Raw genomic sequence first — 15,529 nt, 5'->3', positions numbered from 1 at the left:
AAAGAAACAGTCAGCCTCACAACAGCACTGCGGCGTTTCATTCGTAAGCAGTGGGGTATTTATGTGCACACGCAATTCGGAGTCTGACATGTCCATGCATGGAGCAGTTCTTTCGGCGGATATCGTCAGTTGGCTCTATGAGAGAGCAAGGTTCTATCCGGCGCTAAGTCAGGTGGTCCATGAGCTGGTTGATCGTTTGCGGTCGGCCGGCATGGATATTGACCGCTTGATGGTCAGCATACCGGTCTTGCATCCCTCGTTGCGGGCAAAAAGCATTAACTGGACCCCAGCAACGGGTATTGAGTTGCGTTCCTATCGCGGTAGCCCTGACTTGGAACGCCAGTATCTTGCCAGCCCCCTGAAGGTTGTCCATGACACTGAACAGGCCGTTCGTGTGCGTATCGGCTCAGCCCCCAGAGCCGGAGAATTTGATATTATAAAGGATTTGCGGGCTGGTGGGTTTACTGACTACATCGCCTTGCCCCTTGTCTTCACGGAAGCGACACCGGGCACATTAAGCGTTGCTACACGTGCCGTGGATGGGTTTGTCCATGCGGATATCGCAGCGTTGGAGACAATCTCCCAACCTCTGAGCATGATTTGCGAAACGCATACTCTGAAAGAGAAAGCAGAAACCGTTCTGAATACCTACGTTGGCGCGCGCGCTGGTGCCAAGGTTCTCAGTGGTGACATCAAACGCGGAGACGGGGAGACGATTTCTGCCGTTGTTGGCTTTGCCGATTTGCGTGGCTTCACACAGCTTTCCAACCATTTGCCCAGCCACGGCATTATCGAACTTCTCAACGCTTACTTCGGAGCCATGTCAGAAGCGGTGGAACGCAATCAAGGTGAGGTTTTGAAGTTTATTGGCGATGAAGTATTGGCGGTATTTCCTTACAGCACTCCTGAGGAGGCTCAAAGCGCCGCGCGCCGCGCTTTGCTTACGGCGCGCGAAACCATGGAAGGAATCAAGCAGGCCAATCAGGAAACATGCCCAACATTGCCGGCCCTTCGTATTGGAATGGGCTTGCACGCGGGGGATGTTTTTTATGGCAATGTTGGCGGTGAAACGAGATTGGACTTCACGGTCGTGGGCCCGACCGTCAACAAGGCATCACGCATTGCGGGGCTTTCGAAGGATCTCAATCGCGATATCCTGACGTCCGAGGAGTTTGCCGATATTGTCGATTGCCATGCGGGTGCGTTGGGCTCGTACTATTTGAAAGGTTTCGACGAGCCGCAACCGGTTTACACGGCCCCGGGGCGTGGGCATGAGTGTCATTCAGAGGCCGGACGATTGGCGTGGGATGCCTTCGGTGCGCACTGCGATCAGTGAAGATTGGAAGCGCCCGTTCTTAGTGTCGGGCGCTCGCCTGTTCCAGATTTGCTTTGTGCTTTCCCAGGTGGAGATATCAAAGGAACGCGTCGCGCGCTTTTGAGAAGAACTGGCGCCGTATGAGCACGATTGCAATGAACAAAGTAGCCAGCACAAACACGGTTGGCCCTCCGTACCAGCCCAGATACCCCACCGAAAAAAACAGACTTGCCTGACCTCGGCTGAAATGCCGTCCAGCCAATGTAACCAAGCGCGCTGCACGATCTGCCCGTTCAACGGCTACAGCATCCTCGGGACCAGAAGTGTCTGGCACACTGCCCATCACGATTGTTGCATAGTTGAAAAGCCGATATGCCCAGCCGAACTTGAAAAATGAATAGGCGAGGATGAGCAGGAGCCCTATCGCCTTGGTTTCCCAATGAACAGGGTTCTGGTTCAGCTGGATCGGCATCTTGGAGGCCAGTTCCAGTACCTTTTCCGTTGAGTTGAGAATGGCGAATGCACCGCCAATGGCGAGTAGAGAGGTGGAGGCGAAAAATGATGTGCCTTGTTGAAGGCCGGACGCGATATTGGTGTCTGCAATTCTCATCTGCCGCGACAACATGGCGCGGAGCCATTCATGACGATAGGAATCCATCATTTGGGTGAGGGATTTCTTCTTCCACGGACTCATGTAGATCAGCCAGTTGTAGAAGGCCCAAGCCGACACAAAAAACACGAGTGCGCCCAGATCGTACGGGCTTATGTACTCCATAATTGGCCTTTCTCCGCCGTTCTTCACGCTATCCCCAACGTGAGTGTCCGAAGGGTGTGCTTGACAGGAAATGTGCTTGTTTTATCGCTGACTGCACAGGGGGGCTCAAGAAGTAAAGGAAGGGTTAAACGAGGGGGTAGGAGCGAGTCCACAGGAAAGATGTCAAATCGATGTCACAAAGGGGGTTGCATGCCCGCTCAAAGGGGGATATTCACGGCGACCGCAGCGCATGAGACATAAAGTTTGCGCGCTATCTACAACAACTGATGGTGTTTTATGGACCAGGAAGTTCAGAAGTCCTGCTGGGGCGTGACGGCGAGAGCAGTTGTCGCATTAGGGGGCGCGCTGGCGCTGATCTATGTATTCGCAGGGGCCGGTGCTTAACACGGTCTGAAAACTGTGAAATTCGGGTTTCTTGGAAGGGGTGCAGATACGGTCTGCACCCTTTTTCATTTTGGTCTCCAAAGGTGGCGTGGGTGACTTCACAAGCCCACGGCTTGTTGCTAAAGAGCGTGCCATGGCTTTGCATCTTGTCAAATTATGCGTCGGCATCGAAAGCGCCGAGCAGTTGCAGTCTTACATTGAACATCGTCAGATCATGGCGCTGGCTGCCGGGCTCTCAGATGAGCAGGTGCATACGACGCGTATGGTGCCCACACGCATTGACGAACTTCTGGACGGTGGATCGCTGTACTGGGTGATCAAGGGAGCCATTCAGGTACGCCAAAAGCTGATCGACGTTCGGGTCTATCAGGATGAGAACGGGCGGAAACAATGCGATCTGGTTCTGGAGCCCCACCTTGTTCATACTCAGTTGCGGCCGCGCCGCCCGTTTCAAGGCTGGCGCTACCTCAAGCCGGAGGATGCGCCTGACGACTTGCAGATTGCCGGTCCGGTAACCGACATTCCCGAAGCCATGCGTAAGGAATTGCAGGAGCTCTGCCTCATTTGATTAGCTGTTGACTGGCCCACAACAGCCTGCACGGCATTGTCCTTATGGTTGGCGCTACACGTTTTTTTGCCGGATGTTCTTGCCCGGGCGCGATTCAGGCTCACATGACGAAAAGGGAAATCCGCCTGCGACATGCAGGCGTGTATTTATTCGAGGCGGCATTTGGATTTATACTGACCGCCAGCCTTTCAGAGTGTTGGGTTTGGAGGCCTGTCAATGAAAGATAAGCAAGATGCGCTTCTGAAGCGCAACGACCTCCCTGGAACGTCCTCATCCTCTCAGGACATTCAAGAGTTTCTCAAGGCCGCGCGTGGCATCGGTGCGCCAAAGACAGCCGGTGATCATGGGCGGCTGGTGTTTGCGCTGGACGCCACGATGAGCCGTCAGCTTACTTGGGACCAAGCTTGCCATCTGCAAGCTGAAATGTTCCACGAAGCCGGTAAGGTTGGTGGGCTGGATGTGCAACTGGTTTACTTTCGAGGCTTCGGCGAATGCCGGGCCTCAAAATGGGCCGGGGATGCAGGGCAGTTGGCGTCCATGATGGGGCGCATTCACTGCCAGGGTGGACGGACCCAAATCAAGAAAGTCCTCAAACACACCATCGCAGAGACCCGGAAGAAAAAGGTTCAGGCTCTCATTTATATTGGAGACTGTATGGAGGAAGAACCCGACATTCTGTGCGATCAGGCTGGGGAGCTTGGATTGTTGGGTGTTCCTGCATTCATGTTTCAGGAGGGGAACGATCCGCTGGCTGAACATACCTTTCGCGAAGTGGCCCGGTTGACCAAAGGCGTCTACCACCGCTTTGACAGACAATCTGCCGAGCGGCTGCGCCAGTTGTTGGGGGCCGTTGCGGCTTACTCGGCAGGTGGCCGTGTGGCACTGGAGAAACTGAGCAGCGGCGGCCACAAGGGGGCGCAGCTTCTAATCGGAGATATGCGTTAAACATGGCTTATTTGGTAGCAGGCGGGCTGGTTCTGGCCCTGTCTATTTATCTTGCGAATGCGTTCACGAAATCCAATCCGGTGGAGTTGGCTCGCAAGTTGAAGATGGCCGGGGGAATGTTGCTCGTTCCGGTTTGTGTGTTCTTGATCGTCACTGGACGGTGGGTGGTCGCCATCCCGTTGGCAGCCGTTGCGCTTTCTTTATTTGGCGTGCGCGGTTTTTCTCCGTTTTCCGGATTGCGCGGTCTTAATCTTGGCGGGATGGGAACGACGGATCCCTTTGGCGCTCGGCGGGGCAATCAGCGCTCTTCCGTGCGATCAGCCTTCTTTGAAATGGTGCTTGATCATGAGACCGGCGAGATGGATGGTAAAATTCGCTCTGGTCGGTATGCCGGCCAGAGGCTCTCGGATCTATCCATGGAGGATCTCAAGAGCCTCTGGCGGGATGTCTCCGGTGATCGCGACAGTGTTTCGTTATTCGAAACTTATCTCGACAGCCGGTTCGCCAACTGGCGTGAACACTTCCAGTCGGATTCCGCATCTGGGCAGAGACATTCGTCGGGCTCGGGCACTCTGACTGAAGAGGAGGCCTACGAGATTCTTGGTCTTGCCCCGGGTGCCAGCACGGACGAAATCCGGGCGGCTCACCGGCGCTTGATCAAGCGTGTTCATCCGGACAGCGGCGGCTCCGCGGTCCTTGCTGCTAAGCTCAACGAGGCGAAGGATCGGCTTCTCAACAGACATTAGACATCACCGTGACGCAAGTTACTGATAAACGGCATAACAAGAGTAGTTCGCCCGCTTGAGTGTTTTGCAGGCATCCCACGCAGCTGTCTTGGTTTCAAAGCCAATAAAGCGTGCGCGGTAGAGCGTTTGATTGTTGGTTTTGACAGGCTCGGTATACATCGAATAGCGCTTGAGCTTGCCACCTGTGGCAGATCGGGCGCGCTCCAGCAGTTCAATGGCCTTTTCCTGACTTTCAGAGGCAGAGATTTGAACATGCCAGCTAGGTGTTGGTTCCGAGCCTGCGATGTCGACATCTGCTGCTGCCGTGGATGGTGTTGCTACCGGTACGGCGGTCGGTGCCACGGAAGCGACTTTGATCGGATCGTCAGCCTTGGCAATTGGTGCCAGAGAGTCATGTCGTTCCAACATCTGTGCAATTGGGTCGCTACCGGGCTTGGTTGACGGTGTTGCCGAGCTGGAGGCGTATGCCATCATGGTGCTCGGCGCTGCTGGCGTGCCAATTGCCGTTGCTTTCGCCACGGGTATGGCCGGTGCAATCTGCGGCAGTTTGCGATCCACCAGGAGCAGCGGAGCCGTGCGAGGCCCGCGGCTGGCCTTGTTCAGATAGCGATTGATAAGGTCTACCATGTGCGCGTCGCGGCTGCGGCCTGAGCGACCACCCATGACAACCGCTACGATATGGCGACCATTGCGTTCCACGTTGGTTACAAGGTTAAAGCCAGAGGCGCGCGTGTAGCCGGTTTTGATGCCGTCTACGCCTTTGACGCGGCCAAGCAAGCGGTTGTGGTTGCGCAAGGTTGCCTTGCCGTACTTGTATGAACGCGTATTGAAGAACTTGTAATACTTGGGAAAACGGTCCTGAATGGCACGTCCCAACAGCGCCAGGTCGGCTGCTGTTGTTACCTGCTTGCTGTTGGGCAAGCCGTGCGGATTCTTGAAGACCGTATCCTTCATGCCGATGGCTCGGGCAGCTCGCGTCATTCGACGCGCAAAGGCAGCTTCCGAACCGGAAATGTGTTCTGCGATCACCGTGGAGGCATCATTTGCCGATCGTGTGATCAAGGCGTAGATGGCGTCTTTGACGCGAAGATATCCGCCGGGTTTCAGCCAGAGTTTGGTCGGTGGGCGTTGGGAGGCGTATTTGGACACCTTCATACGCGTATTCAGCGACATACGCCCGGCTTCCAGCTCCTCGAACAACACATAAAGTGTCATGATCTTGGTGGTGGAGGCAGGGTAACGCTTGGCATGCGCGTTGTCCTGATACAAAACCTTGCCCGTTTTGGCATCAACCACGATGCCGGCGTATTTGGAATTTGCCTGCGCCATGTTTGGTGTGGCGACAACCGTGGCGGCTACAAGGCCAGCCGTAGCAATCAGGCTAAAAGTCTTCTTGATACGTGATAGCGGTCCAAAAAAACGCAGACCCATAACTCGCCCCATTCGCAAATAAGCATTCTTTTCGCGTAGACTACGCGCACTAAACCACGGCTTGCAGACAAGACACGAGATTCGCGTCTTTCTTGCGGGATTGAAAAACAGGAAAAGCCCCCAAACCGCTTCATGCCCAAAATGCTGCAAACGCAGTTACGAATGTGTAAATGCACAGCATCATTTTCGTGATTTTATGCACTATCAAATTTGACGCAGGGTAACTAGCAGTTAAAGGTTGAATAATGCGGTGCGAAACATTATCAATTTTATTGTGCAGTGCGGCATGGCGGATTTGATTTAAATTTCCGTCCTCTAGTTTACAAATGTGAGCCGTATTCTCCCGTTGGATATTGGGGAAATCGATATGATTGCTGGTTTTGAAGAGCTTCAGAAATTTCACAAGGACAATTCAGAGCTGATGGCCGAGAGTTTTTCTGCCATGTCAAAAGGCATGCAGGCGATCTCCAGCGAATTGTCTTCCTATTCCAAAAAGAGCTTCGATGAGGGAAGTGCGGCGGTGGAGGCGGTCTTGGCTGCTGGGACGCTGGACAAGGCATTCGAGGCGCAAACTGCGTTCGCCAAATCGAGCTATGAAGGTATGGTTACAGAGATGACCAAGCTTGGCGATCTGTATGCGGACATGGCAAAGGAAGCGTCCAAGCCATTTACTGGTGCCTTCGCCAAGAGCGGTACGGGCAAGTAGCCTGTTCCGAACAACTTCGGTTCGAACTACTCATGATGATCATCAAACCCGGGTGGCGACATCCGGGTTTTTGTGTTGCTGATGTGCCGCAATCACATTTTCAGTTTGGGGATTGTGCGATGGATATCCAAATTCCATGTCATCCCTTGGTTTATAGCGGAGCAGCAATGCACGGATTTGGGTTTTGATTTTCGCCTGCCGTGTGCAAAATGGTTCCAAGTAGTGTGATGGTAAGCAGCGTCGGAGCAGGTTGCGGTATTTGTATTCTGTCTGATGCTCTCTATTTAAGAGTAAGAATGCCGGTCGGGGTGTGTAGACCAGCCCATGTGAGAAGGTAAGTACAATGTCGGTGAAACAGCATTTTTCGCAAGATGCTGAAGGTTTTTTGCGGGATTGTTGTCATAATAACATCGCGTGTCATCAAAAAAACTTGAGCGAAGCAAAGTTGGGAACAATATTTCAAACATCATTTAGTTGTAGTGACGAAAATTCCCCCTTGAATTCGAGGGGCCTCTGTTTAAATACTATCAACGTCCCTGAATTATACATGAGGGGTCACGAGGTACGAATGAGTGGCAGCGACGATCCGGACAACGGTGGTGATGGCGGAACGATCACTGTAACCAAGACGAAGCCGAGGGTGAAACGGCCAAGTCTGTACAGGGTGCTGCTGCTGAACGATGACTACACTCCCATGGAGTTTGTCATCCACGTGGTTGAACGGTTCTTCCACAAGAGCCGGGAAGACGCAACGCGGATCATGCTTCATGTCCATCACCACGGCGTCGGTGAGTGCGGCGTTTTCACTTATGAGGTGGCTGAAACAAAGGTCACGCAAGTTATGGATTTCGCCCGAAAACATCAACATCCATTGCAGTGTGTTATGGAGAAAAAGTAATAGGGGGCGCCTGTGCCGTCATTTTCTCGCAGTCTTGAAAAAGCTCTCCATCAGGCCCTGGCTTTCGCAAACGAACGTCAGCAAGAATATGCAACACTGGAACATCTTCTCCTCGCCTTGATTGATGATCAGGATGCCGCCGCCGTGATGCGCGCGTGCAATGTCGATCTCGATCAGTTGCGTCGTGATGTTGTTGAATACATTGATACGGAACTCGAAAACCTCGTAATTGATGGTGATGAGGATTCCAAACCCACCGCCGGTTTCCAGCGAGTTATTCAGCGTGCGGTCATTCACGTTCAGTCGTCAGGACGCGAGGAGGTAACGGGTGCGAACGTACTTGTCGCCATCTTTGCTGAACGGGAAAGCCATGCCGCGTATTTCCTGCAAGAACAGGACATGACCCGCTACGATGCCGTCAACTACATTTCCCATGGCATTGCAAAACGCGCTGGTATGACCGAACCCAAGCCGATCCGTGGTGTCGATGACGATTCCATGGGTACGGGCAGTGCAGCGGGGGGCTCATCTCAGTCTTCTGAGGCGAAGCAGCAGAAGTCTGAAGCGCTTGATGCCTACTGCGTGAATCTGAATGAAAAGGCGTTTTCGGGCAAGATTGACCCCTTGATCGGACGTGCCAAGGAGATTGCGCGTACGATCCAGATCTTGTGTCGTCGGTCCAAGAACAATCCGCTTTATGTTGGTGATCCTGGCGTAGGTAAAACGGCCATTGCTGAAGGCTTGGCTCGTCGGATTGTGGTTGGAGATGTGCCTGAGGTTCTCAAGAGCGCAACCATCTTCGCGCTGGACATGGGATCTCTGCTCGCCGGCACTCGATATCGGGGTGACTTTGAGGAGCGCCTCAAGCAGGTCGTCAAGGAGATTGAAGAATATCCGGGCGCGATCATGTTCATTGACGAAATTCATACGGTGATTGGAGCCGGAGCGACCTCGGGCGGTGCGATGGATGCATCCAACCTGTTGAAGCCTGCGCTGGCCTCTGGCGCCATTCGCTGTATCGGATCGACGACTTACAAGGAATATCGGCAGTTCTTTGAAAAAGACCGGGCGCTTGTTCGTCGCTTCCAGAAGATTGACGTCAACGAGCCGTCCATTCCGGATGCCATCGAGATCCTCAAGGGCTTGAAGCCTTATTTCGAGGACTTCCACAATGTGAAGTTTACAAACGACGCCTTGAAAGGGGCCGTCGAGTTGTCGGCGCGCTATCTGAGCGACCGCAAGCTGCCTGACAAGGCAATCGACGTGATTGACGAGTCTGGTGCCTCTCAGATGTTGGTAGTGGAATCCAAGCGGCGCAAGACGATTGGTTTGAAGGAAATCGAAGCCACCATCGCAACAATGGCTCGTATTCCGCCGAAGTCCGTTTCCAAGGATGATGCGGAAGTCTTGTCCAACCTGAATGACAGTCTGAAACGGGTTGTCTATGGCCAGGATCAGGCAATCGAAGCATTGTCCGCTTCCATCAAGTTGGCACGGGCAGGGTTGCGGGAACCGGACAAGCCCATCGGATCCTATCTGTTCTCTGGCCCAACCGGGGTTGGTAAAACGGAAGTCGCTCGCCAGTTGGCGTCAACGCTGGGTGTGGAGCTCATTCGGTTCGACATGTCCGAGTACATGGAGCGGCATACCGTCTCGCGTCTGATTGGTGCTCCTCCCGGTTATGTGGGGTTTGACCAAGGTGGCCTGTTGACCGATGGCGTCGATCAGCACCCACATTGTGTGTTGTTGCTTGATGAGATCGAGAAGGCCCATCAGGACCTTTACAATATACTGCTTCAGGTCATGGACCACGGGAAGCTGACTGACCACAATGGCAAACAGGTCGACTTCCGCAATGTGATCTTGATCATGACCACGAATGCCGGTGCAGCCGATCTTGCCAAACCGCCGATTGGATTCAATCAGGTCAAGCGGGAAGGGGATGATACGGAGGCGATCAACCGGATGTTCTCTCCGGAATTCCGGAACCGTCTGGACGCGATCATTCCGTTCTCCAACCTGGATGACAAGGTCATTCACAAGGTGGTTGAGAAGTTCGTCATGCAGCTTGAAGCACAGCTGGCCGAGCGGAACGTTACCTTCGAGTTGACGCCGGAGGCAGTCGCATGGTTGGCGCACAAGGGATATGACCAGCAAATGGGCGCCCGTCCGCTTGGGCGTGTCATTCAAGAGCATATCAAGAAGCCGCTTGCGGATGAGGTGTTGTTCGGCAAGCTCAAGAAGGGCGGTACTGTTAAAGTCTCCGTTTCTGAGGATGAGAAGGGCTTGCTGCTGGAAAGTATCGAAGACAAGCCCGCCAAGTCCCCGAAGGCAGCGACCAAACGTGCTGCCAAGCCGAAACGGAAGAAGCCAACCAAGGCTGAAACCGGTGGTTCTTCCGGTAAGGGCGGTGCGTCCAGCGTGCCGAAAGTGCCGCTCGCCGAATAGGCGGAATGCGAGAGTTTAAAAGTCTTGAGGCCGGGTCTGTGAACAGTCCCGGCCTTTTTCATTTCAGGTGAATCGAAAGGAGGGTTTGCACTGGGTCGTGCTGGCTTCTAAGCATATCAAGACTAAAATATCAGTAGTTTTGCGCAGGCGAGGGTGTTTGAGGTGTTTGGGTGCAGGGTCCAGACCCTCGGCAGCGAAGTGAGGGGCTACCTATGGGCAACCGCAATCCAGTTCACGAGCATCAACAGGAGGACGCCGCACCCGTCGGTTGGTTTCATTGGTTTGTCGCAGGGGTGCGGGCGGCATTTTCCTTGCCAACCGTAATTTTGATGGGGGGCTTCATCGGTTTTGCAAGTCTAGCGCGGGAGGCGGATCTGTCGTTGCTGCAGGTGGTCCTGATGACTGTATTCATCTGGGCCTTGCCGAGCATTGTGGTATTGACCAGCGCCTTGTCCACCGGTGTGGGGCTGTTTGCTGCTGCCATAGCGGTGGCGCTGTCCTCCATTCGCCTTATGCCCATGGCGATGGCGCTGATGCCTGTCCTTAGGGATGGTCACAGGACGCCGCGTTGGCAGTTGCTTGCAATGTCGCATTTTGTGGCGGTTACAGCGTGGGTGTTTGCCATGCGGACCTTGCCGGAGTTGCCGCGCCCGGCTCGCGTGCCGTATCTGGCCGGATTTGTCTGCTTGGTAAATACATCCGTCGCGTTGGTGACCGCCATCGCCTATTTGCTCGTTCCGCAACTGCCTGAAATTGTGGCCGGTGCCTTGGTGATGCTGACGCCGGTCTATTTCCTGCTCTCCATGCTGAGTGCGACACGGCAGGTCTCGGACCAATTGGCGATGGGCTTTGGGCTGGTGTTGGGGCCCTTGTTTCACCTGTGGGCCCCGGGCGGTGATCTTTTGCTTTCCGGCATAGTGGGAGGCAGCATGGCATATGGGCTGGCTCGATTGCTGCGGCGGAGGCGCGTATGACGGCGGTGGATGTGCAGGCCACGTGGTGGTGGCCCTACCTGATGATTTTCGTGGCCGGGTGGTTGGCCACAGACATCTGGCGCTGGATTGGTGTGTTGGCGGCGGGTCGCCTGCATGAGGAAAGTGAGCTTCTCACGTGGGTGCGCGCTGTAGCGACGGCTCTCATTGCTTCGATCATCGCGCGGTTGATCCTCTTTCCTGACGGCCCGCTGGGCCAAACACCTCTGTTTCTCAGGGTGTCAGCGGCAGTGATCGGGTTTGCATGCTTCAAGCTGTCCCGAAACAATCTCCTCTTCGGTGTTGGGGCTGCGGAGGCGGTGCTGATCGGCGGTTGGTTGATTTTGATGTGACGGAAGACGCTCAGGTCGTACCCAACCAAGGCAGGGCCGTTGAATTGGGTGATCTCCATTAGATTTTGGGTAGGGGTGTTTGATCTGTCTCCTGCCGTGCTTGCTGTCAATTTGTTAGCCTAAGGGTAGGTACGAAGGGAGGGCCGAATGACATATCTGCATCTCAATGCCGACTGCATAGGACAGGAACACATTTGCTGTGCCATTTCGGACAAGAAGTGCGCTGCTGGATATCAGGCTAAAAAAGACTGGCTGAGCGAGCAGTTTACCAAGGGCTATGAGTTCGTGCGACTGGATGAGCGTGGAAAGGTATTCATCGAGTTCGGGCCAGCTGAACACGGGTGGGTGCCCTTGAATGCCCCGGGTTATCTGCTGATCAATTGCTTTTGGGTGTCTGGGCGCTTCAAAGGCAAGGGGCACGGCAAGGCTTTGCTGGCCAAGGCTGTTGAAGCAGCGAAGGCTACCGGGAAAGTTGGACTGGTCACTGTAGCGGGAAAAAAGAAGTTTCACTTCATGAGTGACGGAAAGTGGTTCAAGCGCCAAGGGTTTGAAGTTGCCGACAGCTCTCCTTGGGGATTTGAGCTGCTGGCTTTGAAACTGGACGAGGCGGCTGGTGATCCGTCATTCTTGGCTGCTGCACGCGCCGGCGAGGGGCCGGATGACGCCGGACTGGTTGCGTACTACAGCGCGCGCTGTCCGTTTACTGACCTGCACGTCAATCAATCCTTGAAAGAAGCGGCTGACAAGCGTGGTTTACCGCTGCGAATTGTCCCTCTGACAACGCAGGAAGAGGCGATGGCGGCGCCTTGCCCATCAACGGTGTTTGATTTGTTTAAAGATGGTGAGTTCGTCACGACTGACCTGAGCGCATGCATGGACAGTCGGTTCGACAAGGTGGTCAAGTAGCGGACAGGCTGAACCTGATGCAAGAGGCGTGCGCAACAAGAGGCCGATGCGCACGTCCCAATCAAGTCTCACATTGAGTTATAGAACGGCGCGGATCTTGTCTGCATGCTCTTTCAAGGCTGCGGCATCAGCCATTTCACCCGTATGTGGACGCAGAGCCACGCCGTCAAAGCGCGGAATGACATGGACGTGGGTATGAAACACGACCTGTCCTCCTGCGCTTTCCGAGAACTGCTGAACTGTAACCCCATCCGCATCGAAGGCCTTCACGACGGCCTTGGCCATTTTTTGTACTGTGGCCATCAAGGTTGTCAGGTCATGGGCGCTGATATCGAGAATGTTACGAGAAGCGGCTTTTGGCACCACCAGAACGTGGCCATCGCCACGAGGCATGATGTCCATGATGACAAGGGTATCTGAGTCTTCGTAGACCTTCTCGCTTGGCATCTCGCCGCGCAGGATTTTCGCAAATACGTTCTGGTCGTCGTAGGCGGTCATGGTGCAAACCTCTCGCAAATTGTCAAAAATGACGATGATTGAATCAGTTAGGGGCTGATCTTAAACAGGTGCTGAACTCATTCATATTCTGAGTCAACTTTTACCTTGAGAAATTGAGTCAAGAGAGGGCGAACTTGAGAAAGTGATTCAACTTCCTGAAATCTAGGAGTCGGATCAAACTCTTAGTCACGTTTCTTAATGTGAAAAATGCCTAGCCCTTTTTGAATGGAGCATGCTCTCTCAGATAGGCTTGGTCCTCTTCCACTGCGACTCGTTCGTGCTCTAGATAGTGTGCTACTGCATTTCTTAAGGAAGGGTGTGCGATCCAGTGGGCCGAGTAGGTGGTGGTGGGCAAGTACCCCCGTGCCAACTTGTGGGCGCCTTGTGCTCCGGCCTCCACACACTCAAGTCCATTGGCTATCGCAAAATCGATCGCTTGATAGTAACAGACTTCAAAGTGCAGGCAGGGGTGGTGCTCAATGCACCCCCAGTTGCGACCATAAAGACTGTGGGAGCCGATAAGGTTCAGCGCACCTGCGATGTAGCGCCCGTTTCGCCTGGCCATTACGAGCAGCACATCCTGAGCCATTCGCTCACCCAAAAGCGAGAAGAAGTCACGGTTCAGGTAAGGGCGCCCCCACTTGCGTGACCCCGTGTCCATATAAAAGTCATAGAAGGCGTCCCAGTGGTGTTCTTTCAAATCCGAGCCGGTGATCCATTCGATCTGGATATCGTTTTCCAAGGCCTGTTTACGTTCCTTGCGAACGGTTTTGCGCTTGCGTGAGGCAAGTGTGTTCAGGAACTCCTCGAAGGTCCCGTACCCTGCGTTCTTCCAGTGGAATTGTTGGTCAGTGCGCTGCAGAAAGTCCATGTTGCCGAGGCGATCCCATTCCGGCTTTTGCAGGAAAGTCAGGTGGACCGAAGAAGCGTCGTAACGTTCAGCAACGTGAACAAGGCCGGACACCAGTGCTTCAGTGGCAGCCTCAGGATCCACATGGGGAGAAAGCAACAAGCGCCGGCCGGTAACCGGTGTGAACGGGATGCTGCACTGGAGCTTGGGGTAGTACCGTCCACCTGCGCGGTGGATTGCATCCGCCCAAGCGTAGTCGAACACATATTCACCCTGACTGTGGCTCTTGAGATAAGTTGGAACCGCCGCCATCAATCTTTCTTCGTTTTCCAGAACGAGGTGTTGAGGCAGCCAGCCGGTGTGCCGGTTCACACAGGCACTTTCCTCGAGCGCCTGTAAAAAGTCCCAGGATACGAATGGGTTATATGGTGGTACTTCAAGATTTGATTCAAGGTTTGTGGCTGTCTTATCTGCCCTTGGATTGGCTACAGCATCCCATTGGCCGCGGTCGATGTCTTTCAGTGATGAAATCACGCGTAGCGTTGGTATGCTGTCATCAGCCATGGGGTGCACCTCCTCTTGGACACGTAGTTTAAGCCTTGATCACCGGGATTGCGTGTCAGTTGCTAAGCTAGTGTTTCATCTGGCAGCGTCAAAGAGGCATTGGTCTAACACCTAGTCCTGCACTGCGTCCGGGTTGAAACCCTCGAATATCATCTGATCGGCGAGGCGGGCTGCCTTTTCACGCTCCTCGGGGGTTCGGACTGTCCATGCCATGATGGGGGTGCCCTTCAGTTTCTTGAACAGGGTGGGGCCAAGTGCTGGAAGATCCCGGATACTGTAGGAGATGAAATCGGGTTGTGCGCTCACCATGTGAAGCATGAAACGCATCAACAGCATCTGAAAACGGGAGTAGTGATGGCGTTCAGGGTTGCCAAGGTGAGTGCATGACACGGCGCCACGAGGAATGTCGGGCGCCAGATCCTTTAATGCGTGAACCATGTTGGGATCAAACGATTTCAACGCAACTGGGCCCTTGTAGTCTCGCAATGAGGTGCACACACCTGCGATGAACTCTTTCTGAGCACCGTCTTGAAACAGCGATTTCAACTCGATGATCAGTGGCACTTTCCCATCTACCAGATCCAGTAGGTCCGGCAACGCCCACATCGGGTCCGCCGTATCGCGCATTTGAATGGTCTTGAGTTGTTGCATGGTCTGTGCGCGCACAGCGCCAGTGCCGTGTGACAGACGATCGAGGTTGTCATCATGGAAGACGAGAGCCTGATCATCCAGGGTCTGTTGCAGATCCACCTCAATCGCAAATCGCCCCTCCACGGCTTGCTGGATGGCGCTGGGAGTGTTTTCGATCACGCCTTTGTTTGCATGGTGCAGACCGCGATGAGCGATAGGACGTTCAAACAGGGAAGAAAGGTCACGCATGGGGTGTTGGGTCCGAATTTGAGGAAGAACCGGCTGTGGGCCGGCAGAGTTTAAGAGCTCTGTTTGGCTCGCTTGCATGACGCCATGATTACAACTCACCCAAAATGCGCCGCGCTCGCACTTTGGCTGACAACGCTTCACGACCGGGGAGTGCGCCGTGAACAGTGATCAAGAATCGAGTGGGCAACAAGTCAGAGAAATCGAAAGATACGTATAAACCACAGCTCATTTTACGGGCGGCGAGCATATTGGTGAATGAGATTGGCCTTGCATTCTCTCCCTCATCATGCAG

Annotated in this window: 15 protein-coding genes; 10 read left to right on the top strand and 5 right to left on the bottom strand. The window is 54.1% G+C overall.

Annotated elements, in window-relative coordinates; all coding sequences use genetic code 11:
• Positions 1-88: 88 nt before the first annotated feature.
• Positions 89-1,336: an adenylate/guanylate cyclase domain-containing protein gene (locus G512_RS20930; protein WP_051269269.1), complete on the top strand. Its 1,248-nt coding sequence runs from the start codon at positions 89-91 to the stop codon at positions 1,334-1,336.
• A 76-nt stretch (positions 1,337-1,412) separates the two neighbouring features.
• Here G512_RS20930 and G512_RS0111760 read toward each other — a convergent pair whose 3' ends face one another.
• Positions 1,413-2,090, bottom strand: coding sequence for a DUF599 domain-containing protein (locus G512_RS0111760; protein WP_028481890.1), 678 nt, complete (start codon positions 2,088-2,090; stop codon positions 1,413-1,415).
• Positions 2,091-2,607: 517 nt separating this feature from the next.
• Between G512_RS0111760 and G512_RS0111755 the strand changes: the two genes are divergently transcribed.
• The 3 genes from G512_RS0111755 to G512_RS0111745 all read left to right on the top strand — a co-directional run bounded on the left by G512_RS0111755 (position 2,608) and on the right by G512_RS0111745 (position 4,733).
• A complete protein-coding gene (locus G512_RS0111755; protein ID WP_028481889.1) occupies positions 2,608-3,042 on the top strand; it encodes a DUF1489 family protein in 435 nt (144 codons plus the stop codon).
• Positions 3,043-3,258: 216 nt separating this feature from the next.
• On the top strand, positions 3,259-3,987 hold the full coding sequence (locus G512_RS0111750; protein WP_028481888.1) for a hypothetical protein: 729 nt from the start codon (positions 3,259-3,261) through the stop codon (positions 3,985-3,987).
• A gap of 2 nt (positions 3,988-3,989) precedes the next feature.
• Positions 3,990-4,733, top strand: a complete 744-nt coding sequence (locus G512_RS0111745) for a J domain-containing protein (RefSeq protein WP_028481887.1) — start codon at positions 3,990-3,992, stop codon at positions 4,731-4,733.
• 18 nt (positions 4,734-4,751) lie between these two features.
• On the opposite strand, the gene G512_RS0111740 is transcribed toward G512_RS0111745, so the two are convergent.
• The gene (locus G512_RS0111740; protein ID WP_028481886.1) at positions 4,752-6,164 is read right to left on the bottom strand and encodes a D-alanyl-D-alanine carboxypeptidase; all 1,413 of its coding nucleotides are present in this window, start codon (positions 6,162-6,164) and stop codon (positions 4,752-4,754) included.
• 367 nt (positions 6,165-6,531) lie between these two features.
• Here G512_RS0111740 and G512_RS0111735 point away from each other — a divergent pair, with 367 nt between their 5' ends.
• From G512_RS0111735 to G512_RS0111710, 6 genes are all read left to right on the top strand, one after another.
• Positions 6,532-6,870 (top strand): phasin family protein, encoded by a 339-nt coding sequence (locus G512_RS0111735; RefSeq protein WP_028481885.1) that lies wholly within the window; start codon positions 6,532-6,534, stop codon positions 6,868-6,870.
• Positions 6,871-7,438: 568 nt separating this feature from the next.
• The gene (gene clpS, locus G512_RS0111730; protein WP_028481884.1) at positions 7,439-7,768 is read left to right on the top strand and encodes an ATP-dependent Clp protease adapter ClpS; all 330 of its coding nucleotides are present in this window, start codon (positions 7,439-7,441) and stop codon (positions 7,766-7,768) included.
• A 12-nt stretch (positions 7,769-7,780) separates the two neighbouring features.
• Entirely contained in the window at positions 7,781-10,216 is a 2,436-nt protein-coding gene (clpA, locus tag G512_RS0111725; protein WP_028481883.1) for an ATP-dependent Clp protease ATP-binding subunit ClpA, read from the top strand.
• 212 nt (positions 10,217-10,428) lie between these two features.
• Positions 10,429-11,190, top strand: a complete 762-nt coding sequence (locus G512_RS0111720; protein WP_028481882.1) for an AzlC family ABC transporter permease — start codon at positions 10,429-10,431, stop codon at positions 11,188-11,190.
• Positions 11,187-11,540: an AzlD domain-containing protein gene (locus tag G512_RS0111715; protein WP_028481881.1), complete on the top strand. Its 354-nt coding sequence runs from the start codon at positions 11,187-11,189 to the stop codon at positions 11,538-11,540. The genes G512_RS0111720 and G512_RS0111715 overlap by 4 nt, the downstream gene beginning before the upstream one ends.
• 147 nt (positions 11,541-11,687) lie before the next feature.
• Positions 11,688-12,446, top strand: a complete 759-nt coding sequence (locus G512_RS0111710) for a GNAT family N-acetyltransferase (RefSeq protein ID WP_028481880.1) — start codon at positions 11,688-11,690, stop codon at positions 12,444-12,446.
• Between the two features lie 78 nt (positions 12,447-12,524).
• Here the strand turns inward: G512_RS0111710 and G512_RS0111705 are convergent, their stop codons facing one another.
• From G512_RS0111705 to G512_RS0111695, 3 genes are all read right to left on the bottom strand, one after another.
• Complete coding sequence (locus tag G512_RS0111705) at positions 12,525-12,944, bottom strand: HIT family protein (RefSeq protein ID WP_036489664.1); 420 nt, start codon at positions 12,942-12,944, stop codon at positions 12,525-12,527.
• 211 nt (positions 12,945-13,155) lie between these two features.
• Positions 13,156-14,358 (bottom strand): GNAT family N-acetyltransferase, encoded by a 1,203-nt coding sequence (locus tag G512_RS0111700; RefSeq protein WP_036489662.1) that lies wholly within the window; start codon positions 14,356-14,358, stop codon positions 13,156-13,158.
• A gap of 111 nt (positions 14,359-14,469) precedes the next feature.
• Positions 14,470-15,237 (bottom strand): glycerophosphodiester phosphodiesterase family protein, encoded by a 768-nt coding sequence (locus G512_RS0111695; protein ID WP_028481877.1) that lies wholly within the window; start codon positions 15,235-15,237, stop codon positions 14,470-14,472.
• Between the last annotated feature and the right edge of the window lie 292 nt (positions 15,238-15,529).

It is taken from the genome of Pseudovibrio exalbescens DSM 16456 (assembly GCF_000422785.1).
Taxonomy (GTDB): domain Bacteria; phylum Pseudomonadota; class Alphaproteobacteria; order Rhizobiales; family Stappiaceae; genus Pseudovibrio; species Pseudovibrio exalbescens.
This window is presented reverse-complemented; position numbering and strand designations above follow the sequence as displayed.